Source organism: Geobacter psychrophilus (assembly GCF_056821595.1).
Window position 1 is genome coordinate 2,139,355 of sequence record NZ_JBXDTU010000004.1, and the last position, 24,050, is coordinate 2,163,404.

A 24,050-nucleotide genomic window follows, 5' to 3' on the forward strand; every position below is an offset into this window, starting at 1 on the left:
CACCTCGCTTTCACAGGAGAGTAATGAACTTGTACAAAAGCAGCCCGACCAGCAGAACGAGGTACAAGCGTAAAAACAGCAAGGAGCCTTTCACCCAGCCTGACATCTCGACATTCGGTTTTGAATATTTTTGATTGATCTCACGCACCTTGGCGAAATTATGGGAAAAGAAATCTCTGATCATGGCTAATTGCCTCCTATTTTAACAAGTTCGGGAACAGCGTGCTGACCGCGTAGAGGGTCGAGAGAATAACAATCGCCACCACGATGCTACAGGTAACGATATTCTGCCACAGCGTATTGGTATATTCTCCCATTGTCTTCTTGTTGTTCAGCAGCAGGATCAGGAAGACCAGTGCAGCCGGCAGCAGGGTCACCGCGATGACCTGCACGAACAGGGTAATCAGCACCAGCGGTGCTTTGGGAATCAGTACCACCAGTCCGGCTGTGATGAGGGTCAGGAAATAGTTAGCGTAAAACCATGGCGCTTCGCGGATCTTGTTGTTAAGCGAGTGCGCCCAGCCGAAAACTTCGCCAAAAGCCCATGAACTGGCCAGTGAGATGCAGATCGCTCCCAGCAGGCCGGCGTCAAAAAGGCCGATGGCCATGAAAGTACCGGCATATTTCTGGCTCTTCATCAGCATGATCGAAGCTTGGGCGGCATCGTCGATATTGACGCCGGGCAGAATGGTACCGGTTACTATCACAATAAAGATCGCTACCACCACGGTAAGAAACGACCCGACTAGGGTATCCAGTTTGCCCCAAGGGATGTCCTTTTCCCTTGTTCCTTTATCAACCACAGCACTCTGCTGGAAGAAGAGCATCCAAGGAGCAATGGTGGTGCCGATGTTGGCCATCAGGAAGAAGAAGAGTTCATTGGTGAAGCCTCCTGGCGGTATATGGGGCACGAAGCCGGTCTGAATGATGTCATGCACAGACGGTTGGACCATGAAGGCACCGGGGATATAGATCAGGTTGACCGCGCAGAAGGCCAGGGCAATCTTCTCCCATGTCCAGTAGCGTCCATTTAGAACCATAATACCCATCAGGACGCAGACTCCAAGTACTGTTAGCCAGGGAGGGACGCCAAAGATTCTGAGCGCAGAAGTCATGCCGATAAACTCGGTGACCAGGGTCAGCCAATTGACAATCATTAGATCGATCAATGAGAACCAGCCCCAGAAGGCGCCGAAACCGGCGAAGATTGCTTCGCCGTGACCCCGCTTGGTGACTGCCCCCAGTCGGACTGTCATCTCCTGAACGTAGTAGGCGACTGGTATCAGGATAAGCAGAAACCAGATCAGGTGGTAGCCGTACTTGGCGCCGGTAGCGGCATACGTTGTTATGCCGCCGGCGTCATTATCGGCTACCATGACGACAATGCCAGGTCCGGAGATGATAAAAAAGAGCTTAATAGCCTTCCAAATACGACGGAATTCGTAGTAGAGCTTTGAAATACTGAGCACGTGAAACCTCCTTCAGCCAGAAGTTGCGCAGAATTTGTTAAACCGCGAACCAATATTGTTGATCAATTTTGAATCAATCTGCAGACGCGATTAGGCTTGGGGAGAGAGAACGATAATGAGGAAGTCTCTCCGCTGGCCGATAGATGCATGGCCCAGCGGAAAAACCTGAAGAAAGAGTCTTGAGGAAGTTACCGACTGGGTATCGATGCGATTGAATTCTTACTATGACTGTCCAATTTGGATAACCACCACCCTTCGCTTTTGACATGGGACAACAAAAAAGGCCACGGAAAACCGTGGCCTGATACATAACGTGCCATGATTCCCCTCTCGTAGGTTTTCGGCAGTGCACAACGTAGGTCGGTTGACCAGCTACCTTAAGTCAAGCCTTAATCCGGCAAGACCTGGTCTACCCATTGGCGTCTTTCGACGTTTCCGGGCAGTAGCCTGTGTTTGTGCAAACGCCTCATGCTAACGAGGAATTCAACCCTTTCCACATACGCCTTCATAAATAGTATGTCAAGAATTTTGTATCCACACCACTGACACGTTGACTCTTGCTCTCATCTCACATATATCCGTTGGTGAAATAATGAGGTGACCATGAAACGTGTCAAATTGGAACACAAAAACTCACAACTGATGTCAAAGCGTGATTTTATAATCCGTATGGGGTGGTATGGTTTTTTCGGGTGTCTGTTTTTGGTGTTTTCGTTAGGTGTCGGGACGGTTGGATATCATATAACGGCGAATCTGGGCTGGATAGATTCCTTTTTGAACGCATCGATGATCCTGACCGGTATGGGACCAGTTGATAAACTTGAAACCGATACAGCTAAGCTTTTTGCAGCTTTTTACTCAATCTTCAGCGGAGTGGCTTTCCTGACTTTTTGCGGAGTTCTATTTACCCCGGTCTATCATCGGTTTATACACAAGTTTCATCTTGATCTGGGGGATAAGAACCTTTGAATGGGAACTGACTGGATCATTGAGGAAAGTTGGAAAGCTTCACACTCAGTCGGAGTGTAACAGCCTGTTATTTAAGGACTACCCGGCAAATTCAGGGGTGTGTTAACCTTTCTCTACTATACTCACTTAAAACGGCACTCGTTCTCAATTCAAATTCCCCTCGAAAAACAACAGCTTCCCGGTTATCCCGAATTTCCCATCACGGTCGGCGACCACATCCGCAAGAAACGAATGGACCTCGGCCTCCTCCAGAGAGAAGTCGCCGAGATCATCGGCGTCACCGAATCCTCTGTCTGGAACTGGGAACATGGCACCGAACCGGAACTGCAATATAATCCAAGTATTATCAAATTTCTAGGTTATATTCCGTTCGACTGCCCGGATGACACAGTGGGGCGGCTTGCGTGGTACAAGAGAGCGATGGGGATGAACTTTGATCATCTGGGTGAAGCCATGGGCCGCGATCCCGAACAATTGTCAGACTGGTTGAGTGGAAGACATAATCCGTTTCGGAAGAACCGGGAGAAGATAGAATTGTTCCTGCAAAACCAGAAAACTTTCCTTCTGACAGAGAAAGAACTGTGATTACCTTCTTCCCTGAAAGGAAACATTCAGTGCCTTGATCTCTCGCACTACCTGTCGTCAAAAATCATCATTGACCCTTACCACTCTACGAACCCGCTTGGGCAGCAGGGCCAGCTTATCGTCAATGTGTCTCCCGAAGGTATGCCAGTTCGAATTCTCTTCGTCGCTTAAAAGCTTCACCCCAACCAGGTTGGCGACTTCTATGCGTCAGACAAGCGAGTTCTCTCCAAGCTTTTTTCTTCCTCATGATAATTCAAGCGAATCTCTTCCAGCCTATGCGTTACGAGTTTTATCTAATCCCATTCAACAAATTATATACAAACACTATTTGACCTAGGTCAATGTTTTAACTGCGGGTAAGTGTAATGATATACTACATTTATTTGTGCAGGTATTAAAGTTAGTGTCCCAGTAACTCCTTTAAAAGTCAGCTTCAAGCATATTGTACGGAAAATTTAAGTAATAAAATATCAATTTTTAAACAGTGTCTCATTTATGACGGCGAGAGGGGAAAGTGTATGGCAAAATCAGGCAGGCTTATGAGCTGTTTCATTGTATTGCTGGCTCTATTGGCAAACAGCTGTCCCGCACAGGCAGATCCCGGTAAAGATCTGTTCGACAAGCAGTGCGCCAGTTGCCATTCCATAGGCGGCGGAGACGGCGGCGGTCCCGACCTCAAGGGGGTGGTCGGCAAGCGGACACATGAGTGGCTCGAATCACTCATCATCGAACCGGACAAGCTGACGGCAAAGAAAGACCCGATTCAGGCCGAACTAGTCAAGAAGTACGGCTACGAAATGCCGAACCTGGGTATCGGCCATGATGATGCCCTGAAAATCATTGCCTACCTTTCGGGAGCAGACGGCGCTGCAGCAGCTGCCCTACCGAACGGCGAACAGATGGCAGTGGTGGTGACGCCGGAACTGATCGCTCAAGGCAAGGCACTCTTCATTGGGAACAAGCGCCTAACCAAGGGTGGCGCACCCTGCCTTTCCTGCCATCCATTTACCTATCCCGGTATTGAGGGTGGCAACCTCTCTATTGCTGATTTGAACAAGTCCTACCAGAAAATGGGTGATACGGGCATGCAGGGGGCGCTCAAGGCGCTCAAGTTTCCGACCATGAAGAAGATCTATGCCGAACGTCCGCTGACCGATGATGAGATCACGGCCCTGATGGCCCTGTTTAAGGACTCTGCGACACAGAAAGTGGGCGGCGCTCGCGTATCTTTGCCCCTGATTGGCGGTGGCCTGTTTGTAGTGCTATTACTGGGATTGGCTCTCTACAAAAGGAGGATCAGATAATGCCGAACGAGCGAATCAAGGACGACCATAGCCCCTCCAACAGGGGATGGGAAGAGTTCTACCGGAATCGGTGGCAGCACGACAAGGTGGTGCGCAGCACCCACGGCGTCAACTGCACTGGCGGCTGCAGCTGGATGGTACATGTCAAGGACGGTATCGTAGGCTGGGAACTTCAGGCCAACGACTATCCCCAGTTCAACGGCGACCTACCCAATCACGAGCCACGCGGCTGTCCGCGGGGAATCAGCTTTTCCTGGTATCTCTACAGTCCCCTGCGTGTCAAGCATCCCTATATGCGTGGTGTGCTGATCGACCTTTGGCGTCAAGCCCGCATAGAACATGAAGACCCGGTCGAAGCCTGGAAGAGCATAGTTGAGAACCCTGTCTCACGTGAGAGTTATGTCGGCAAGCGCGGCATGGGCGGCTTCCGTCGCGCTTCATGGGATGAGGCAACCGAACTGATTGCCGCCTCCTCCCTCTACACGGCCAAAAAGCATGGACCTGACCGGGTGATCGGTTTTTCGCCCATCCCGGCCATGTCGATGATCAGTTATGCGGCCGGCACCCGTTTCCTTCAGCTGCTTGGCGGCGTTGCCATGAGCTTTTATGACTGGTACTGCGACCTCCCCCCGGCATCTCCCCAGGTATGGGGTGAACAGACAGATGTGAACGAGTCGGCCGACTGGTATAATGCTTCCTACATAGTTCTGTGCGGTTCCAATGTGCCGATGACCCGTACCCCTGATGCTCACTTCATGACCGAAGCCCGCTACCGCGGCACCAAGGTGGTGGTCATGTCTCCCGATTACAGCATGGCCAGCAAGTTTGCCGATGCCTGGCTGCCGGTGGAACAGGGGCACGACGGCGCTTTCTGGATGGCGGTCAACCATGTGCTCCTGACCGAGTTCTATGCCAACCGCCAGGTTCCCTTCTTTGACGAATACGTGCGCAAGTACACCGACCTGCCGTTCCTGGTTAAGCTGACCGAGAAGGACGGCGCATTGCGACAGGGAGAATTTCTGCGGGCGTCCGACCTGGAGCGGGGCGAAGGTATCGAACATGCCGACTGGACCCTCTGCGTCGGCGACAGCGCCGGAAATGTCCGATTTCCCCATGGCAGCGTCGGTTCACGCTGGAGCAAGCAGGAGGGGAACTGGAACCTGGATATGGTTGACATGGTGGACGGCTCAGATATCGACTGTAGCCTGACCAACCTGGGCCAAACTACAGGTACGGTCCGTTTCTCCTTTGAGGCCGATGGTGATGTTCTCCGGGATGTCCCGGTCAGGCGTGTCATGACGAAAGATGGGGAGATTACGGTTGCGACCGTCTTCGACCTTCTCATGGGTCAGTTCGGAGTTTCTCGCGGCCTGGGAGGCGATTATCCGGCAAACTACCAGGATGACAAACCGTTTACACCCGCCTGGCAGGAAAAATATACGGGCATCGCCGCCGAGACCCTGATAACAATTGCCCGCGAATGGGCCGTGAACGGCGAACAGAGCACCGGCCGCAACATGATCATCATTGGCGCCGGCGTCAATCACTGGTATCACAACGACTTGATCTACCGGGCCGCTATCACCGCCCTGATCCTGACCGGGAGCGTCGGACGGAACGGCGCCGGTCTGGCCCACTATGTCGGTCAGGAAAAAGTGGTGCCACTGGCACCCTGGACCTCCATTGCCATGGCTCAGGACTGGACCAAGGCCTCGCGTCTGCAGAACACCCCGAGCTTCTGGTATATGCACTCGGACCAGTGGCGTTATGATCGCAATTTTGTCGACTACTTCAAGCCGGAGACCGGCGAGAATATGCCGATGCACACCGCCGATTTCAACGCCAAAGCAGTTAGACTCGGCTGGCTTCCATTCTCCCCGCATTTCAATGAGAGCCCGATCCGCCTGATGGAGCAAGCAGAGGCGGCAGGAGCTACCAGCGACGATGAGGTCCGCGCCTGGCTGATCGCCCGCCTGAAGAGCGGCGAGACCCGTTTCGCCATCGAAGACCCGGACGGTGAAGGGAATTCCCCCAAAGTCTGGTTTATCTGGCGCGGCAACGCCATCTCTTCCAGCGCCAAGGGACACGAGTTCTTCCTCAAACATGTCATCGGCGCTCCCAACAGCAGTTTTACCGCCCGGGAGGCAGCCAAGGGGCAGGTTAAGGATATCGTCTGGCATGAGAAGGCTCCCACCGGCAAGATGGACCTGGTGGTGGATCTCAACTTCCGCATGGACACCTCGACCCTCTATTCGGACATCGTCCTGCCGGCAGCAACCTGGTACGAAAAATCGGACCTGAACACCACCGACATGCACTCCTTTGTCAACTGCATGGATGCCGCCGTTGATCCGGCCTGGGAATCAAAATCCGATTGGAATATTTTCGCCGGGATCGCCAAAAAGGTCAGCGAACTTGCACCGAAACACTTCCCCAAACCATTCAAGGACATCATCGCAGCGCCTTTGCAGCACGACACACCGGGTGAAATTGCACAGCGGAGTGTGAAGGATTGGAAGCTGGGCGAGTGTGAAGCCATTCCGGGCAAGACCATGCCGAACCTCCCGATCGTCGAGCGCGACTACGTTAATATCTACAACCGCTTCATGTCTCTTGGCCCGCACATCGGACATTTGCATGCACACGGAGTCAGCTGGGAAGCGGACGACGTTCACGAAAAACTCCTTACAACCATGCCGACCCGTTCGTGGGGGGATAAGACCTTCATCGATATGGAGGACGTGCGCAACGTCGCCGACGTAATCATGGCCCTCGCTCCGGAGACCAACGGTGAACTGGCACACCGCGCCTATCAGAACCTGGAGAAACGGGTAGGCAAGCCTTTGGCTCAGATATCCGCAGGTGACCGCAACTTCCGTATCACCTGGGAGGACGTAACCCAGAAACCGCGCCGCCACCTCAGTTCCCCGGTCTGGAGCGGACTGGTCAACGAGAACCGTCCCTATGCACCATTCACGCTGAATGTGGAGCACGGCGTGCCCTGGCGAACCCTCTCTGGTCGGCAGTCGCTTTACCTCGACCACCCTTATTACGGTGAGTTCAACGAGGGACTGCCTACCTTCAAGGGTAAACTCAACCCGGCGATCCTGGACGAAACCGAGGGAGAAACCGGGCTGATACTCAACTTCCTGACACCCCATGGCAAGTGGAGTATTCACTCCACCTACAGCGACAATCTGCGCATGCTGACGCTCTCACGTGGCGGTCCTGTCGTCTGGCTCAACCACGAAGATGCGGCGAGTGCCGGGATCGAGGACAATGAGGAGATCGAGATCTTTAACGCCAACGGCGTGGTGACCAGCCGGGCCGTGGTGTCATCCCGCATTCCACGCGGAGCGGCGGTCATGTACCACGCGCCGGAGCGCACCCTCAATGTCAAAAAGTCCCGGAAAAGCGGCAAACACGGAGGCGTACACAACAGTCTCTCCCGCATACGCCTGAAGCCGACCCTGATGCTCGGCGGTTACGCACAATTCAGTTTTTACTTCAACTACTGGGGGCCGACCGGCGTAAACCGTGACAGCTACGTGGTAGTCAGAAAGTTGAGGGGGTGAGGCAATGGACGTCAGAGCACAACTGGTAATGGTTTTCAATCTGGACAAGTGCATCGGTTGCCACACCTGCAGCATCTCCTGCAAGAACATCTGGACCGACCGCAAGGGCGCCGAGTACATGTGGTGGAACAACGTCGAGACCAAGCCGGGCGTTGGCTATCCCAAAAAGTGGGAGAATCAGGAAAAATTCAAGGGGGGATGGCTTCGCGAGGGAGGCAAGCTGAAGCTGCGGGCCATGGGCAAGGGGCCGACGCTGTTCAATATGTTCTTCCAGCCGAATATGCCGAAGCTCGACGACTACTATGAACCGTTCGATTTCGACTACAGCAACCTGTACAAAGCCCCCCCCGGCAGCGACCAACCGGTGGCCGAAGCATTCTCACAGGTTTCCGGTGAGCGGATTGAGAAAATCACCGGCGGTCCCAACTGGGATGACGATCTCTCCGGATCGCAGGTCTATGCCGTCGAGGATTCCAATCTGGAAGACAGTACCCTTGTGGCGGACTACGGACGCATGTTCATGCACTATCTCCCCCGTATCTGCAATCACTGCCTGAACCCGGCCTGTGTTGCCTCCTGCCCATCCCGGGCGATCTACAAACGGGGTGAGGACGGCGTTGTCCTGGTGGATCAGGAGGTCTGCAAGGGGTGGCGTTTCTGCACCAGCGCCTGTCCGTACAAGAAGGTCTATTTCAACTGGCAGAGCGGCAAGGCGGAGAAGTGTATCTTCTGCTTCCCGCGCACCGAGACCGGCCAGTGCAACGCCTGCGCCCATAGTTGCGTCGGCCGGATCCGCCACGTCGGCGTATTGCTCTACGATGCCGACCGGGTGGAAGAAGCGCTGCTCAAGCCTGACGACCAACTGGTGGCTGCTCACCGTGACGTCATCATGGATCCACACGATCCGGAAGTCAGGGAGGCTGCCCGCAAGAACGGGGTCTCGGATCAGTGGCTGGAGGCGGCCGAGAAGTCGCCGGTATACGCCCTGGTAAAGGAGTTTGCCGTGGCACTACCGTTACATCCTGAATTTCGCACCATGCCGATGGCCTACTACATCCCCTCGCTCTCCCCGGTAATTTCAAGCGGTGGCGATCTCCATGAACTGGCCGACCATGGCACATTCCCGCTTCTCGAAAAGATGCGGGCACCGATCAGTTTCCTGGCAAGCCTCCTCTCCGGCGGTAACCAGGAAATCATTGCCGATATTTTGCGGAAACAGATCGCCCTACGCCTCTTTAAACGTGCTGGCAACCTTGGGCAGCCGATCGAAGAGTCAATCCTTAAAAATGCGGGATTGGATGAAGCGGGAGCAAATCGCCTCTATCGCCTCTTCACCATCGCCTCCTACCGTGAGCGGAACGTGATTCCGACCCAACAGCGTGAAGAGCAGGACTCATACCAGCGCAAAGGCGCCAGCGGTTTCGGTATCCTGAAGAAGACCAGGGGGGCGAAATGACCATTGCCACCAGCTACGAAGCCCTTGCCCGGATGCTCGACTATCCGGAGGAAAAGCAGCAACTGCAGGACGATTATAATCTAGTCAGCACCTTTTTGAACAAGCGGCGACCAGGTGCCCCAATATCAGAATTTGCCGAATTTGTCGATGCCTCCTCCCTGGCAGCGCTACAGGAAGAGTACGTCGCCACCTTCGACTTCAATCCGGCCACAGCGCCCTATCTGGGACACCACCTCTTCGGCGATAACCAGAAGAAGGGCGGCTACATGATCATGCTGAAACAGGAGTTCGAACGCTGCGGATACACACCCATCGGGACCGAACTTCCCGATCACCTTTCGGTGGTGCTCGGTTTTCTGGCCCATCTGGCACGACAGGAGGGGCAAGGGACACGACAGCCCTTCATCGCCGAATGTGTGTTACCCGGAGTTGAAAGGCTAAGTACCGCCTTCGACGCCCGGCAGGATTCGCACTGGAAAGTACTGGTTGAAGCTGCCCGACTGCTCTGCGCTGAAGATTGTAAGGAGGTGCCATCATGTTAAACAGCTTTATCTTTATCGTTCTGCCCTACGCCGCTTTGGCGCTGGTTATTTTTGTAACGCCCTATCGTTTCTTCAGCAACCGCCTGACCTGGTCGGCCTACTCCACGCAATTTTTGGAGAGCAAGACACTCTTCTGGGGAATCAATCCGTGGCACTACGGCATTATCCCGGTGTTGGCTGCCCATTTTCTGGGTGTTATTGCCCCCGGTCCAATTAAGGTTTTTCTCGGGAACCAGACCAACCTGGTCGTTATCGAAAGCATCGGGCTCGCGCTGGGTCTCTTCGCGGTTTTCGGCTGTCTGCTGCTCCTGCTACGCCGCGTCAACACGCCGCTCTTGAAACGGGTGACATTTGCCTCGGACTGGGTATTACTCTACCTTCTGCTTGCTCAGGCACTGACCGGGGTCTATATCGCAACCTTCATGCGCTGGGGTTCCCAGTGGTACCTGCATACAGCGGTTCCTTATCTCTGGTCGCTGGCTTCCTTCAATCCGCAAATTGAGTACATGACCGATTTTCCTTTGGTCTTCAAGCTGCATGCAGCCTGTGCCTTCCTGATTGTAGCGCTGCTGCCTTTTACCAAGCTGGTGCACCTGCTCTATGTCCCATTTGACTTCCTGAAAGACCCGCCGATCCTTTATCGCTGGCGGACGAAATAGCACGGCACAGGGAATGCTTAACAGGCTGACCAACAACAGCGCTGACATCGAGGGGTGGTGGCAGCATCCGGGGAATCTGCAAGGCAGCGGTATACAAGCTCATTCCTGCTCTAATACCATTGAACATCAAGGAGACAAGCATGGCATCTCGCGTATTGACAGAGTGGAACCCGGAGGATAAGGCATTCTGGGAAAAGGAAGGAAAGGCTATCGCCAACCGCAATCTCTGGATATCGATCCCGGCGCTGTTTCTCTCCTTTGCGGTCTGGATGGTCTGGAGCGTTGTCGTGGTCAACCTTCCCAACATCGGCTTCAAATTCGATCCCAACAAGCTGTTCTGGCTGGCTGCGCTTCCTGGTCTGACAGGTGCCACTTTGCGGATATTCTACTCATTCATGGTACCGATCTTTGGTGGCCGGAAATGGACCACCATCAGCACGGCAACGCTATTGATCCCGGCCCTCGGCATCGGGTTTGCCGTCCGCGACCCGCACACCAGCTATACCATCATGCTGATCCTGGCGCTATTGTGCGGTTTCGGGGGGGGGAACTTCGCGTCGAGCATGGCCAACATAAGTTTTTTCTTCCCCAAGGCGCAGAAAGGAACCGCTCTGGGGCTGAATGCCGGACTGGGGAACCTGGGGGTCAGCGCCATGCAGTTCCTCGTGCCGCTGGTGATAACCACCGGTATGTTCAGCGCACTGTGCGGTGACTCGCAAATATGCGCTATCAAGGGTCAAACGACATCAATCTGGATGCAAAACGCCGGCTTTGTCTGGGTTCCACTGATCCTTGCATCCACCATTGCGGCATGGTTCGGCATGAACGACATTGCCAGTGCCAAGGCCTCTTTCAAGGAGCAATCGATCATCTTCAGGCGCAGGCATAATTGGATCATGTGCTGGCTCTACCTGGGTACTTTCGGTTCATTCATCGGCTACTCCGCCGGCCTGCCACTCCTGATCAAGTCTCAATTTCCGGCTGAAAACCCCACGCAGTACGCTTTTCTCGGTCCCCTTGTCGGTGCACTGGCCAGGCCGCTGGGAGGCTGGGTGGCAGACAAACTGGGCGGTGCGAGGGTAACATTCTGGAACTTTATGGTCATGGCTGCAGCGGTCTTTGGCGTACTCTTCTTTCTACCTTACGGGGGTGTGGGCGGCAATTTTTGGGGTTTCCTCGCTATGTTTATACTTTTGTTCTTCACAACCGGTATTGGTAACGGTTCCACCTTCCGTATGATCCCTGTTATCTTTCTCACCGAGCGGCAACGTGATGCGCAGGGCAAGGGTGCGGTTGCTCAGAATCAGGCTGTCAAGGATGCCGGCAAGGAAGCTGCGGCAGTGCTTGGGTTTACCTCCGCTTTTGCAGCATACGGAGCCTTCTTCATCCCCAAGGGTTTCGGTTCGTCAATTGCCGCGACCGGAGGACCACAAGCCGCTCTGTACGGATTTGTCTTCTTTTACGTAACCTGCATCATCATGACCTGGTGGTATTATTCACGCAAAAATGCCGAGATGCCCTGTTAATACTGTTAGTTGCATCAACGTAACAAGTTTTTTTGACTACGATCAAGCACAGACAGTAAACGTGGTATAATGGAACGTTATTCAGTTTTAAAATCTATCCGTTTAATAGCCTAAGGGAGTGACGAGCCGAATGCGAATGATTATTTCACAACACTTCATTGGATTATTTCTGTTGTCGTCATTCGTGTTTTTTACTCCGCAACTGTCAGGCGCTACCGAGGAGTATGCCAAGCAGACCGGACAGGCTTGCGCTGTCTGTCACCTTGATCCTGGAGGTGGAGGTGAACTGACAACGGCCGGCAAGTCATTTGCCGGATCTCTCCAAACAAAGACAAAATCCCCTGAAAAAGGAACTTTGGTTAAATGGATCCGGCTGGCAATCGGATATATTCACTTCCTGACCGCCATATTCTGGTTCGGCACGATCCTTTATGTCCACCTTATTCTCAAGCCAGCCTATGCGGCCAGCGGGCTTCCACGCGGTGAGGTAAGAGTCGGTATCCTCTCAATGATCGTCATGGGCATAACCGGTTCCATTCTGACCTTCTATCGGGTGACATCCTTCGATACGCTCTATCACACCAACTTTGGCGTCCTCCTGCTCATCAAAGTATTTCTCTATTTGGTAATGGTAATCTCTGCCCTGTTTGTCATCACGGTCATCGGGCCGCGTCTCAAGGCAAAGAGGAAGGGAGCTTCATTGTCTGGCCCCACAGGTAAATTTACCCTAGATGACCTAGCGGTATACGATGGGAAAGACGGGCACCCAGCCTATTTTGCTTTTGAGGGAAAGGTCTATGATGCAACTCAGAGTAAACTCTGGAAACAAGGGACACACATGGGGAGGCACAATGCCGGTAATGATTTGACGGATGCATTGAATCTTGCACCGCATGGCCGTGAGAAATTGGGTGACGTGACAGAAGTGGGGACTTTTGACGCTTCTAACGCTCGAAAAGCTCCACTGCACGAGCGGGTGTTTTTCTTCATGGCACACATGAACCTTACGATTGTCTTCATAATCATTCTGATACTTTCTCTCTGGAGGTGGGGATAAGTGGTGGGGATAAGTGTTGACATTCTCCCAGAATACTGGTTCAGTTTATGAAAGAAGATCAGACCAGATCAAAAGGTATTTCATAACAATTTTGACAACAGTCAAGTAATTTCAATAGAAATCATTATACTGTACACACAGTCAATCTGAAATCATCTAATCAAGTCTACTGAAACAGCAAGTTAAGGGAGAGTCAAACAATGAGTATGTTCTGTAATCAATGTGAGCAGGCAGCAAATGGAACAGGCTGTAACATCTCTGGAGTATGCGGCAAGAAACCTGATGTGGCGGCCCTGCAGGATCATCTGCTCTACGGACTGAAGAGTCTGGCGCTGTACGCCGACAAGATCGGCCGCAATGCCGAGATCGATCGTTTCACCATCGAAGGACTTTTCAGCACCGTCACTAACGTTGATTTTGAACCCGCTCGTATCGGCGGCCTGATCAGGCGCTGCTATGAATTAAAAGAAAAAGCCAAGGCTGCTGCCGGTACGGCAATCAGCGGTCCTGTGGCCGACTGGAAACCGGCCGATGATCTGGCTGGCATGACCACGCAGGGTGAAACCCACGGCATCAATACCCAGCATGTTAATGAAGACATCCGTTCCGTTATCGAAATCCTGATGTACGGCCTGAAGGGTATGGCGGCCTATATGGATCACGCCATGATCCTGGGCAAGACAGATGATGAAGTCATGGCATTTTTCCAGAAAGCATTGGCAGCAACCACCGACGCCAACCTGGGTCTAATGGATTTTGTTGGTCTTTCAATGGAGTGCGGCAAGCAGAACCTGACCGTCATGGGACTCCTGAATACCGCCCATACCGACGCCTATGGCCACCCGGTCCCGACTCAGGTACAATTGGGCACCAAGGCCGGCAAGGCAATTCTGGTATCCGGCCACGACCTGAAGATGATGGAGGAGATCCTTAAACAGACTGAAGGCAAGGGGGTCAATGTCTATACCCATGGCGAGATGCTGCCGGCTCACGGCTATCCCGGCCTGAAAAAATACAGCCATCTGGTTGGTAACTACGGCGGCGCATGGCAGGATCAGGCCAAGGAATTCGCCAATTTCCCCGGTGCCATTATTTTTAACACCAACTGCATCCAGAAACCGGCCGAATCCTACACCGACCGTCTCTACACCTGGGGCCTGGTGGCATGGCCCGGTGTCAAGCACATCGACGGCTGGGACTTTACTCCTGTCATCAACAAAGCACTGGAGTGCCCGGCCCTGCCCGAAAATCCGGGCCAAGAGATCCTGACCGGTTTCGGCCATAACGCCGTCCTGGGTGTGGCTGACAAAGTAATTGCCGCGGTCAAGTCCGGTGCCATCAAGCACTTCTTCCTGGTTGGCGGCTGCGACGGCGCCAAGTCCGGCCGCAACTACTACACCGAGTTTGCCGAGAAGGCTCCCAAGGACACCGTTATACTGACACTGGCCTGCGGTAAGTACCGCTTCAACAAACTGGAGTTCGGCGATATCGGCGGAATCCCGCGTCTGCTGGATGTTGGCCAGTGCAATGACGCCTACTCCGCTATCCAGATTGCCGTAGCCCTGGCAGGTGCCTTCGAGTGCGGCGTCAACGACCTGCCGCTCTCCATGGTGTTGTCCTGGTACGAGCAGAAGGCGGTTGTCATTCTGCTGACCCTGTTCCACCTCGGCATCAAGAACATCAAGCTCGGGCCGACACTGCCGGCCTTCATCACCCCCAACGTCCTCAACTTCCTGGTTGAAAACTTCAACGTCGGACCGATCACCACGGTTGATGCCGACATGAAGGCCATGCTGGGATAACACTTTCCAAATAACACCGTTGAATAATGAGCGCCTCGCGGGTCCCCGTGGGGCGCTCATCTTTTTTTGTGTACTACACTAGTTTATGTTCTTTTATTGATGTGGGTCAAAATACAAACATAGCCATCGGTGTATCATTTAATCATTGGGACATACGACAAGTCACAAATTGGAGGAAATATGGACAGGATATTGATTCAAGCAGTTAATAATGCTCCGGATGCAATCCTCATTTCAGACCGGGAAGGAATTATCAGCTATTGGAACAGCGGAGCAGAGCAAATGTTTGGACACACGGCAGCTGAAGCTGTTGGTCAATCACTTGATCTGATTATTCCTGAAAATCTGCGGGGCCGCCACTGGGATGGCTATCACCGGGTAATGGCATCTGGAGAGACGAAATATAAGACAGGTCTCCTGTCATCACCTGGAATTCGTAAAGACGGATCCCGTGTTTCGCTAGAATTCAGCATGGTACTGCTGCACGACGAAGCAGGCCAATTGCAGGGCTGTGCATCGATCATGCGGGATGTCACCGAACGATGGAAAAAGGAGAAGGAATTGAAAGAGCGATTGACTGTTTGTGAATCAAAACTGGCAGGATCACCTGATTATGATTCAACAAAATGAGTCAGATGGCAGACTAATACCGGCCAACACTGATTCAGAGGAGAACACACATGAAAGAATCAACTCTTCAAACGAATTACACACTAAATACAACAATCGGTGAGATAGTTGCCGCCGATTATAGAACTGCCAAGGTCTTTGAGTCTCACGGGATTGACTTTTGCTGTGGTGGTAAGGTTGCTCTATCATCAATATGTCAGGAAAAGGCTATCAACCCCGACACGTTATTGCGGGAGATCGAAGCAATCAAAAGTGAACAGATTGATCGTAGCCAAAATTACACCTCATGGGAGCTCCCCTTCCTGGTGGATTACATAGTCAATACCCATCATGCATATCTCAAAGAAAACGACGAACAAATTGCCATATACGCTCGAAAAATTGCAGAAGTCCATGGTGCTCATCATCCCGAGGTGATCGAGATCGCCACTATCTTCCAAAAGATAACCGCAGATATGGCAGCCCATCTACTTGAGGAGGAAGAAGTTTTCTTCCCAGCGGTAAAACGGGCCGATGCGGCAAGAAAAGCAGGCAAAGCATCATTGAAAGAAGATTGCGATGTAATTACGGAATCCCTAGCGAAACTCGGCCGCGAGCACGAGGAGATCGGCGATGCTATCCACACGATTCGTCACCTTTCAAAGGATTATGCAATACCAAAAGACACGTGCAATACATTCATGATCACATATCAAAAGCTCAAAGAGTTTGAGGATGATCTCCACAAGCACGTCCACCTGGAGAACAACATCCTCTTCCCCAAAGCGTCACAACTTTAGAACCTTTACGATGCCTCGGTAATTCTTAAGGGTTAGAGCGGATATGGATTACTTCAAAGCTAGAGTTACAAAATTATTGGTGGATTACTTTGGAAATGATTTTCGAAGAATCTCGCATGCGTTAGAGGTCTTGAAACACTCTGAGTTAATTATGGAGAATTTTCAGTGCTGTGATTATGAGATTCTGGTTGCCTCCGCACTTTTACACGATATCGGCATAAAGCAATCTGAAGAGAACCTTGGATATAATAATGGCAAGACTCAAGAGGAGTTCGGTCCGCCGATTGCCGAAATGCTGCTTAACAGCATCTGCTTCTCACAGAGTAAAACAATAAAAGTATGCGAAATCATAGCCAATCATCACTCACCTTCACGGCACGATTATATTGAGCTTAAAATCCTTAAAGAAGCTGACAGAATCGTGAACAAACTGGAAAGTGGCTAAGAAATACCTTGGTAATTCAGAGTGGTAGCGCAGCTAATCCAACCATGGGAGGCAAAACATGCAAATGAAGTATGTGAGAAGATTCACCGTGCTGGCAATACTGGCAGCCACGGGTATTTGGTCAGGGTGCTCACCAAAGAAGGTAGAGCCCTTGAAGACTGTAGCTATCGAAGACGGTACGGTCGACCCTGCCGAGTGGGGTAAAGTGTACCCCAGTCAGTATGAGCTCTGGAAACAGACAGGCGAGCCTACCCCAGCCGGGAAGAGTAAATACAAGAAGGGTTACGATGTCGGTGAGGACCGGCGTGACAAGCTCGATGAGTATCCATTTTTGGCGTTGTTATACAATGGCTGGGGTTTTGGTTCCGAATACCGCGAACCACGTGGACACTATTTTATGGTTCAGGATCAGCTTGAGGTTGACCCAGGCAGGGTAAAAGCAGGTGGTTCATGCCTGACATGTAAAACACCTTACGCACCAATACTAGAGAAACAGATGGGAAAAGCCTACTTCTCAACCCCATACAAGGAAGTGTTGGCAAAACTTCCTAAAGATCAGCAGACCCTCGGCGTCGCTTGTATTGACTGCCATGACAACAGGGGAATGGCTCTAAAGATTTCTCGTGGCTTCACATTAGGCAAAGCACTCAAGAAAATAGGCGTGGACGAGGCAAAACTCACGACTCAAGAAAAGCGGACTCTGGTCTGTGCACAGTGCCATGTCAGTTACATAATCAGTAAGGACAAAGAGATGCATTCGACGGATGTCGTCTTTCCTTGGCAGGGCAGCAAAGTTGGTAATATTAGCATTGAAAACATAATTGCCGAGATCAAGAGTTCTCCTGCACATGCAGAGTGGACACAGAGCGTTACCGGCTTTAAGTTGGGCTTTATTCGTCACCCCGAGTATGAACTATTTTCCAACAACAGCCCACATTGGGCCAACGGCGTTAGCTGTGCGGATTGCCACATGCCGACCGTTGCAAGGGATGGTCAGAAGATTTCCGATCACAGGATTATGAGCCCGCTTAAAAACGATCTGGTCGCTTGCGCCACCTGCCACGAAGAGAAGCCGCAGGTACTCCGCGATAAGATCTTTGCTATCCAGGATAACACAATGATTGTGTACCTTAAGGCAGGCTATGCAACGGCAACAGACGCGAAACTGTTTGAGATTGCGAACAAGGTTGAGGCATCAGGTAAAAAGATCGATAAGGTTCTCTACGCTCAAGCAAAAGAACAGTACGAGCAGGCTTTCTATCGTCTCATATTCATTGGCGCAGAGAACTCGAATGGTTTCCATAACCCCAAAGAAACCATGCGCGTCTTGAATGATGCTGCAAAATACGCTGCGTCTGCCGAGGCACAGCTTCGCAAGCTGCTCGCGCAGGCTGGAGAAAAGGTGCCGGAAAAGATCGACCTTGAACTCTCAAAGTACACCAACAACCGGGGTGCAAAAAAAATCATGTTCAAACCCGAGCATGAGATAAAGTCCCCCGAAGCTAAATAACTCCATTTCCGGAGAGCGGCACATATCCGCTCTCCGGTTTTAGACAGCTATTTCGGCTTTTCGTCATTTGAATCTTCGGTGAGCGATGAAACTGGCCGTAAGCGGGGTTGTGCCTTGATCATGTGGGACGTATCTGCGAGGTGGAAGAAAGAGAGGGAATTGTAGGTGCATAAGGCTGTTTGCGAAACTAAATTGGCAGGGACATGTGGCTAGATTTCAACATATATCAAGTTATTTTGTTTTTTACTCTTAAATTGACCTGAATCAAACTTATTGCGAACATACCATGAGATCGTTGAGCAAGAGTTTTCAAATTCAGGACGTAGTACATCGGAAGATGCTTATGATGTTCTCAAACAGACATAGTAGGATAGTAATAATATTATTACTGCTGGTTCAGATCTGTCTGCCGCTTACCGGTTCGCTCTACATCTCAACTAATATGAGTACGAGTGAAACCGGTCATACGGAAACCGCGTGTGTCCATTCTGACGCCGATGCCGACCATGAATCCGGGGACCGGCACGATCAGATTCCCCACTGCCACGAACTTGATGCACCATGCGACGCTGTCTCCGGTACGGTAGTTAAACACTCTCCGCTCATTTCGCTTCACAAGGTCTCATACAACGGTGCCTTTCTGCCAGGCTACGGCGCTCCGCTGGAAATCCCCCCGAAATATAACGTTTGACTCATATCTGCCGGCATTATCTTCCTTCGTTGTAAGGCAGTCCCGGCAATAACGTGCAAATTCGCTTAGTACTGGTGAATCAACCGTCAAACCATACACATAAAGGAGAATAACTCATGAGATATACACACATATTTAAAACAGGCATGTTGGCAGTTTCAGTATTTACGGTGCTATTTCTTGCAACCCCTCGCGAAGCTGCTGCCCATTGTGACACCCTGGACGGCCCGGTTATCCAGGATGCCAGAATGGCGATCGAAGGCAAGGATATCACTCCAATTCTGAAATGGGTGAAGCCAAAGGATGAAAAAGCTGTCCGAGCTGCCTTTAACAAAGTGTTGTCCAGTAAATCAAAGAACCAGGAAGAAACAGAGCACAAATTCTTCGCAACCCTTGTCAAAATCCATCGGGCCGGAGAAGGTGCATCATTTACCGGTCTGAAACCGGCTGGCGCAGTAGAACCGGCCGTTGCCGCAGCGGACAAGGCCTTGACGAGCGGTTCAGCCGACGCTCTGGTGAAACTGGTCACCGATGATGTATCCGCTGGTATCAAGACCCGTTACGAGCATGCAGCGACTACATACAAGCATAAGGATGAAAGTGTTGCCCAGGGACGGGAATTTGTGGAAGCTTATGTTGCGTACACCCATTATGTAGAGCGGCTTCATCAGGATGCAACCGCTAAAGGCGCACATGGCGAGCATGGCAAAGTCGAAAAACATAACGCGCATAAAAAAGAGTCAGCGCACTCTACACACTGACGTTATTAGAGGTGTATCAGATTTGACCTTATAACACAGGATTGCTGCCTGGCAGGGACAACGCCCCGTCAGGCAGCTTTTTACTGCGAGTACCATATCGTGGACTATTGATACGTGACCAATAAGGAGATTTTACAATGAAAATACAAGTATTAGGCACCGGTTGTGCCGATTGCATCACACTTTACGCGAATACAAAGAAAGCACTCGATGAAAGTGGGAAACAGGGCGAGGTGCTGAAGGTCGTGGAAATAACCGCAATGTTAAAATATGGCGTCACCACTCTACCCGCGCTGGTTATCGACGGTCAGCTCAAGTGTTCGGGCAAAATGTTGTCAGTAGCCGAAATCAAGGGAATGCTATGAGACTGCCCTTTACGGTGTTAGCCATAATCGTGATGCTTACAAGTACTGCCAGGGCCGAACTCCCTGCAGCTACCGCGACAGCCGTCAATCAGGCCCTGTCGTCCGGCAAGCCGACGTTGATCGATTTCGGCCTCCGCACCTGTCCCGTATGTAAGAAGATGGCACCCTACCTGGAATCTCTGTCCAATGAGTACCAGGGCCGTGCCAATATTCTCTTCATTGACGTACGTGCGGACCAAACAACCGTCCAGAAATTCCGCGTTCAGATGCTGCCCACCCAAATCTTTATCAACCCGCAAGGGAAAGAGATACAACGTCACACCGGTTTTATGGACAAAGAAAATATCGTCAAAGGATTGAAATCGGCAGGGCTCAAGTGACCTTCATCGATAACATTGAGCAGGTCATTGCTGCCTATCCTTTGCTGGCCTTCGGTGCAGTATTTCTGGCAGGCGTCATCTCTTCAGCTTCACCCTGTGTACTCAGCACAATCCCGCTGGTGGTCGGATTCGTCGGCGGATATAGCGATGGTGACCGCTGGAAGGCATTCCGTTATTCCCTGATGTTCATTGTTGGACTGTCTCTCACCTTCACAGCCTTCGGCGCTGCAGCCGGATTGCTCGGCACGGTTTTCGGGGTGGTCGGAGTTTGGTGGTATGCTATTGCCGGTACCGTGGCACTGGTAATGGGTGGCCAGCTGATGGGGTTGTATGAAATCCGTCTGCCGATCAAGCGCGATTTCAAGCCGAGACAAGGCGGTATCATTGGAGCGTTTATGCTTGGTCTGTTCTTTGGCCTTGTATCTTCGCCCTGCGCCACACCGGTAATGGTTGTGTTACTGACCGTCGTCACCGGCAAGGGTCAGGTTCTCTACGGCATCATGCTGATGTTCAGCTATGCTGTCGGCCATTGTCTACTCATGCTCGTTGCCGGGACGTTTACCGGTTTTGTGGAGTCTTTTGCCAAAGCGCGAGGGGTGCTCAATTTTTCGAACTGGAGCAGAAAGATAAGTGGTTTCATAATCTCTCTTGCCGGGGCCTGGTTCATCTGGCAGGCATTCTAGGCGCTTATAAAAAGGATTGAGAAGAGTATCTCGGCAAATGCCCATGATACGAAGAGGATAATCATGTACCTAAATGGGATTTCTACAAAATCTGCCAGTACCATACGGACTGTTGTGCAGTGGTGCTTTATGTTGTGGGTGATCGGGATCGGCATCCGCTTCGGCATGTTTGTCAATTCTGTTGAACGTGGCGCAGTCGTTCCGCTGGTTTCCCGCCCTCCGGGTGTGGAAGGCTTTCTGCCAATCGGAGCTCTAACAAGTCTGAAGTACTGGCTGGTTTCAGGAGAAATACATCCGGTACATCCAGCTGCACTGGTAATATTCGTGACAATTCTGCTCATGAGTCTGCTTGCCAAGAAATCATTTTGCTCATGGCTTTGCCCGGTCGGCACTCTTTCGGAAGTGGCATTCAAGATTGGCCGGAAGTTAGTTGGCCGGAATTATCGTATATGGAGATGGCTTGACTATGGATTACGGAGTATCAAATATCTGCTATTGCTGATGTTTGTAAAATTTATCCTGGTGGACATGTCAGTCGAAGCGCTTGGTGGATTTTTGGATGCTCCATACTGGGCAGTTAGCGACGTCAAAATGCTCAATTTCTTCACGAGCATGTCCTTCACCACCATGGTGGTGCTGGCAATCCTGACCTTATTTTCACTTTTTTACAAAATGTTCTGGTGTAGGTATCTCTGCCCTTATGGTGCATTACTTGGACTTGCAAGTATCGTCAGTCCCTTCAAAATCCGAAGGGACTCGACTCGTTGTACTGGATGTCAACGCTGTTCCGCCATATGTCCTTCTAGCCTTGTAGTGCATTCCTCCACAGCAGTTTCTTCGCCTGAGTGCACCGGGTGCCTCACCTGTGTGGCACATTGCCCGGAGAGAAATGTCCTCGCCATGCAGCCGGTCTTCTGGAAGCGACCGCTGCCGGTGTGGGTTTTCCCTGCTGTGGTTGTGTTCATGTTCATGGCGGGAACAGGTGCTGGGATGGTCAGCGGGCACTGGCAGAGCTCGTTGAGTTATTCCGACTATCAACGGCTCATCCCTCTTGTTCAGAGCCTGAGTCATTGAGATTGAAAGACGCAATAAAATGCGGCAAAGCATTAGCAAACCCGAAACATTGCGTGCGTCGGCCACATTATTGTGAAGGGAGTGTTCATCAAGAATAAAGTAAAAACTCTGGAGAGGCTCGTGCCGATAAGAAGAATCACCGGAATTGCAATGCGCTGCAAGGCTCCCATGTGGGGCCCACGCCCAAAAATGTCCCTACACTATGCACTCTGGAGTTTCCTGAGTTCCACTCTTGGCATCCTGGCAATTTGCGAGATCACAAAGTTGGTCGGTCATCCCTTGCTGATCGGGTCGTTTGGAGCTTCGGCAGTTCTACTTTTTGGAGCTACTGACTCGTCGCTGTCCCAACCACGCAATCTGGTTGGTGGGCATCTCGTCTCCGCCATTGTAGCAGTAATTGTAGTTGCCCTCTTCGGGTCTACTACATTTGCCATGGCTCTTGGAGTTGGGCTATCAATTTTTGTGATGAACCTGACTCATACAACCCATCCACCGGGAGGGGCTACCGCCCTGATCGGAGTTCAAGCGGCGGTTGGCCCGGGATTCATCCTGTTGCCGGTGTTGGCAGGCGCCTTGATTCTCCTGGTTACGGCAATCTTTACGAATAATGTGGTGTACCACCGTTCATATCCTAAACACTGGCTATAGGTCTCTTATGCATCTCGTTACCGGTACCAAAACAGTTCTCTGTCTTGTTGCGATGTTCACATTTCCGCTGTCGGCATACGCCATACCCGCAATTACGTGTCATTGCTTTACCGACCGTTCTTATGATGCCGCGCATCCAGCAGCTGCCGATGCGTATTTTTTAGCCACTACGCAAAACTCCTTCTTTGCCATCGTCTTTAAAACAGACAAGAAGAGCATTGTGATGAAAAAACAGCAAGGCACTTCTCCTGACGATCTTTGGGTAGCCTATTGGGTCGCCTCAAAAGCCGGCAAGACCCCGGACAGCCTGCTCCAAGCCAAATCTAAAAGTGATTCATGGAAGAATACAGTCGTGCCATTGAATCTTCCGCCGAAATCCCTGGGAGCACGATTTTCAAATACTCTCAACGCAAATGCACTGACTGACCAATTATCAGAAGCGGTGGTTGACGAGCTTTTTCTCAAGGAACAATTGCTGAGTGAGAGGGATTTGTCCGACATGCGTAAAGCGGGTGCCAACAATCAGGAATTGATTATCGCCACCGTTATTGCCACCAAGACGAAACAGTCGGCCAAGCAGCTCTATCTTGAAGTAAAGGCTGGAACCAAGACTTGGGGCTCACTCTTGTCGTGGACGAAGATCGACACGAAAAACATGCAGCAAGAGGTTACCAATATACTCAAATTACATTCGCAGTAGTTCATAAGCGCTATCTCAGAGTCTTGTGGATAATCACAGTATATGGACTCCGTACCTCACTCTGTTGCCTTACGAGGTGAGATTCACATAACCACGTTCTTCTCCCGTCACGATTGTAGCTCTCCCTCCGAAAATGAAATTACTTTGTTGACCCACATCAAACTAATCTGTCAATTATTTCGCTAAGCTGGATTCATAACAGAGCGAGGAGGTGTTCAATGAATTTCAATAACGAACTTGGTGATAAAGCGATACAGGATGTGATGCAGACCTACCCGGAAATCGGCGAGATACTCGCTCGTTACGAGATTGGCTGCACCACCTGTAAGGTGGGGATCTGTCTGCTGAAGGATGTTGTTTCCATTCACGGCTTATCCAAGGAAGACGAAGCGAAAATTGAGCAGGAAATCAACGCGCATTTAGCGAAAAAAGGAGAATAA

General features: G+C 51.4%; 25 protein-coding genes and 1 riboswitch. Of the genes, 23 read left to right on the forward strand and 2 right to left on the reverse strand.

The window, feature by feature from the left end; genetic code table 11:
• Positions 1 to 10 precede the first annotated feature (10 nt).
• Together ACOCF6_RS12290 and ACOCF6_RS12295 are read right to left on the reverse strand one after the other, a co-directional pair.
• Entirely contained in the window at positions 11 to 184 is a 174-nt protein-coding gene (locus ACOCF6_RS12290) for a hypothetical protein (RefSeq protein WP_214170293.1), read from the reverse strand.
• 13 nt (positions 185 to 197) lie between these two features.
• Positions 198 to 1,469 (reverse strand): NRAMP family divalent metal transporter, encoded by a 1,272-nt coding sequence (locus ACOCF6_RS12295; RefSeq protein WP_214170292.1) that lies wholly within the window; start codon positions 1,467 to 1,469, stop codon positions 198 to 200.
• A gap of 318 nt (positions 1,470 to 1,787) precedes the next feature.
• Positions 1,788 to 1,955, reverse strand: a riboswitch (M-box (ykoK) riboswitch).
• A 117-nt stretch (positions 1,956 to 2,072) separates the two neighbouring features.
• Between ACOCF6_RS12295 and ACOCF6_RS12300 the strand changes: the two genes are divergently transcribed.
• The 23 genes from ACOCF6_RS12300 to ACOCF6_RS12410 all read left to right on the forward strand — a co-directional run bounded on the left by ACOCF6_RS12300 (position 2,073) and on the right by ACOCF6_RS12410 (position 24,050).
• Positions 2,073 to 2,438 carry a hypothetical protein gene (locus ACOCF6_RS12300; protein WP_214170291.1) on the forward strand — a complete coding sequence of 122 codons (366 nt, stop codon included), beginning with the start codon at positions 2,073 to 2,075 and terminating at the stop codon, positions 2,436 to 2,438.
• A gap of 99 nt (positions 2,439 to 2,537) precedes the next feature.
• A complete protein-coding gene (locus tag ACOCF6_RS12305) occupies positions 2,538 to 3,023 on the forward strand; it encodes a helix-turn-helix domain-containing protein (RefSeq protein WP_482460645.1) in 486 nt (161 codons plus the stop codon).
• A 518-nt stretch (positions 3,024 to 3,541) separates the two neighbouring features.
• On the forward strand, positions 3,542 to 4,327 hold the full coding sequence (locus ACOCF6_RS12310; RefSeq protein ID WP_482460646.1) for a c-type cytochrome: 786 nt from the start codon (positions 3,542 to 3,544) through the stop codon (positions 4,325 to 4,327).
• Positions 4,327 to 7,902 carry a nitrate reductase subunit alpha gene (locus ACOCF6_RS12315; protein WP_482460647.1) on the forward strand — a complete coding sequence of 1,192 codons (3,576 nt, stop codon included), beginning with the start codon at positions 4,327 to 4,329 and terminating at the stop codon, positions 7,900 to 7,902. Before ACOCF6_RS12310 ends, ACOCF6_RS12315 begins: the two co-directional genes overlap by 1 nt.
• A 4-nt stretch (positions 7,903 to 7,906) precedes the next feature.
• The gene (gene narH / locus ACOCF6_RS12320) at positions 7,907 to 9,358 is read left to right on the forward strand and encodes a nitrate reductase subunit beta (protein WP_482460648.1); all 1,452 of its coding nucleotides are present in this window, start codon (positions 7,907 to 7,909) and stop codon (positions 9,356 to 9,358) included.
• Positions 9,355 to 9,900: a nitrate reductase molybdenum cofactor assembly chaperone gene (gene narJ / locus ACOCF6_RS12325; protein WP_482460649.1), complete on the forward strand. Its 546-nt coding sequence runs from the start codon at positions 9,355 to 9,357 to the stop codon at positions 9,898 to 9,900. The genes narH and narJ overlap by 4 nt, the downstream gene beginning before the upstream one ends.
• Positions 9,894 to 10,559 (forward strand): respiratory nitrate reductase subunit gamma, encoded by a 666-nt coding sequence (locus ACOCF6_RS12330; RefSeq protein ID WP_482460650.1) that lies wholly within the window; start codon positions 9,894 to 9,896, stop codon positions 10,557 to 10,559. Before narJ ends, ACOCF6_RS12330 begins: the two co-directional genes overlap by 7 nt.
• Before the next feature lie 140 nt (positions 10,560 to 10,699).
• Positions 10,700 to 12,085 (forward strand): NarK family nitrate/nitrite MFS transporter, encoded by a 1,386-nt coding sequence (locus ACOCF6_RS12335; protein WP_482460651.1) that lies wholly within the window; start codon positions 10,700 to 10,702, stop codon positions 12,083 to 12,085.
• Between the two features lie 130 nt (positions 12,086 to 12,215).
• Positions 12,216 to 13,142, forward strand: a complete 927-nt coding sequence (locus ACOCF6_RS12340; protein WP_482460652.1) for a CopD family protein — start codon at positions 12,216 to 12,218, stop codon at positions 13,140 to 13,142.
• A 200-nt stretch (positions 13,143 to 13,342) separates the two neighbouring features.
• Positions 13,343 to 14,944 (forward strand): hydroxylamine reductase, encoded by a 1,602-nt coding sequence (gene hcp, locus ACOCF6_RS12345; protein WP_482460653.1) that lies wholly within the window; start codon positions 13,343 to 13,345, stop codon positions 14,942 to 14,944.
• 180 nt (positions 14,945 to 15,124) lie between these two features.
• Entirely contained in the window at positions 15,125 to 15,574 is a 450-nt protein-coding gene (locus ACOCF6_RS12350) for a PAS domain-containing protein (RefSeq protein WP_482460654.1), read from the forward strand.
• Between the two features lie 50 nt (positions 15,575 to 15,624).
• Positions 15,625 to 16,353: an iron-sulfur cluster repair di-iron protein gene (gene ric, locus ACOCF6_RS12355; protein WP_482460655.1), complete on the forward strand. Its 729-nt coding sequence runs from the start codon at positions 15,625 to 15,627 to the stop codon at positions 16,351 to 16,353.
• A gap of 43 nt (positions 16,354 to 16,396) precedes the next feature.
• Positions 16,397 to 16,798, forward strand: coding sequence for an HD domain-containing protein (locus ACOCF6_RS12360; protein WP_482460656.1), 402 nt, complete (start codon positions 16,397 to 16,399; stop codon positions 16,796 to 16,798).
• A gap of 58 nt (positions 16,799 to 16,856) precedes the next feature.
• A complete protein-coding gene (locus ACOCF6_RS12365) occupies positions 16,857 to 18,308 on the forward strand; it encodes an ammonia-forming cytochrome c nitrite reductase subunit c552 (protein WP_482460657.1) in 1,452 nt (483 codons plus the stop codon).
• A gap of 343 nt (positions 18,309 to 18,651) precedes the next feature.
• Positions 18,652 to 18,999 (forward strand): hypothetical protein, encoded by a 348-nt coding sequence (locus ACOCF6_RS12370; RefSeq protein WP_482460658.1) that lies wholly within the window; start codon positions 18,652 to 18,654, stop codon positions 18,997 to 18,999.
• Positions 19,000 to 19,115: 116 nt separating this feature from the next.
• Positions 19,116 to 19,760: a DUF6448 family protein gene (locus ACOCF6_RS12375; protein WP_214170284.1), complete on the forward strand. Its 645-nt coding sequence runs from the start codon at positions 19,116 to 19,118 to the stop codon at positions 19,758 to 19,760.
• Between the two features lie 137 nt (positions 19,761 to 19,897).
• Positions 19,898 to 20,125 (forward strand): thioredoxin family protein, encoded by a 228-nt coding sequence (locus tag ACOCF6_RS12380; RefSeq protein ID WP_482460659.1) that lies wholly within the window; start codon positions 19,898 to 19,900, stop codon positions 20,123 to 20,125.
• Positions 20,122 to 20,505: a thioredoxin family protein gene (locus tag ACOCF6_RS12385; RefSeq protein ID WP_482460660.1), complete on the forward strand. Its 384-nt coding sequence runs from the start codon at positions 20,122 to 20,124 to the stop codon at positions 20,503 to 20,505. Before ACOCF6_RS12380 ends, ACOCF6_RS12385 begins: the two co-directional genes overlap by 4 nt.
• Positions 20,502 to 21,188, forward strand: a complete 687-nt coding sequence (locus ACOCF6_RS12390) for a cytochrome c biogenesis CcdA family protein (protein ID WP_214170281.1) — start codon at positions 20,502 to 20,504, stop codon at positions 21,186 to 21,188. The genes ACOCF6_RS12385 and ACOCF6_RS12390 overlap by 4 nt, the downstream gene beginning before the upstream one ends.
• A 63-nt stretch (positions 21,189 to 21,251) precedes the next feature.
• Positions 21,252 to 22,262, forward strand: coding sequence for a 4Fe-4S binding protein (locus tag ACOCF6_RS12395; protein ID WP_482460661.1), 1,011 nt, complete (start codon positions 21,252 to 21,254; stop codon positions 22,260 to 22,262).
• Positions 22,263 to 22,451: 189 nt separating this feature from the next.
• The gene (locus ACOCF6_RS12400; RefSeq protein WP_214170279.1) at positions 22,452 to 22,910 is read left to right on the forward strand and encodes an HPP family protein; all 459 of its coding nucleotides are present in this window, start codon (positions 22,452 to 22,454) and stop codon (positions 22,908 to 22,910) included.
• Between the two features lie 7 nt (positions 22,911 to 22,917).
• The gene (locus ACOCF6_RS12405) at positions 22,918 to 23,610 is read left to right on the forward strand and encodes a hypothetical protein (protein WP_214170278.1); all 693 of its coding nucleotides are present in this window, start codon (positions 22,918 to 22,920) and stop codon (positions 23,608 to 23,610) included.
• A 218-nt stretch (positions 23,611 to 23,828) separates the two neighbouring features.
• The gene (locus ACOCF6_RS12410) at positions 23,829 to 24,050 is read left to right on the forward strand and encodes a hypothetical protein (RefSeq protein ID WP_214170277.1); all 222 of its coding nucleotides are present in this window, start codon (positions 23,829 to 23,831) and stop codon (positions 24,048 to 24,050) included.